Below are 540 nucleotides of genomic sequence, written 5' to 3' on the forward strand. Positions count from 1 at the left end.
TAGGTGGTGACGCTGTCACCGGTCGAGGCGATCAGGCGGGCGAACGGACGCAGCAGCACACCACCGGCCGCACCGGTCACGGTGCCGTGCGCGTTGGACACCGCCACCCCGCCGGCCGGACCCTTGACGTCCACCGAGAAGGTGGCCACTTCCTGGATACCCGGGCCGTTGCCCAGGTCCGCGCTGATCGACACACCCGGGAACAGGTTCGGGGTGATGACGGACTCCAGGCCGAAGGGCGGGCCGGTGATGTCACCATCGTCGATCAGGATGTTGGGGGTCGTGTAGGAGAAGTTGATGCCCACACCCAGTGACCAGGGGAAGCCGATCTGGTAGCCCAGCTCCAAGGTGCCCTCGAAGTCCTCGGCACCCGGGCCGGCCACGGTGTACTTGGCGCGGCCGGAATGGAACCACTCACGGGTCAGCCGGTTGCGATCCAGCGGGAACACACCATTGAGGAAGGTGTCCCACTGCTGAACCGTCAGGGTCCGATCCTGACCATCGACCAGGCTCAGTTCATTGTCCAGACCCGCATGAGAA

1 protein-coding gene is annotated in these 540 nt (G+C 65.6%); it reads right to left on the bottom strand.

Annotation, left to right across the window (positions count from 1 at the left end; genetic code table 11):
- The coding region (locus tag A5779_RS07490) for a porin MspA (protein ID WP_064880467.1) at positions 1–540 on the bottom strand (540 nt) is incomplete at both ends.

The sequence above is a fragment of the Mycolicibacterium peregrinum genome, assembly GCF_001665625.1.
Taxonomy (GTDB): domain Bacteria; phylum Actinomycetota; class Actinomycetes; order Mycobacteriales; family Mycobacteriaceae; genus Mycobacterium; species Mycobacterium peregrinum_B.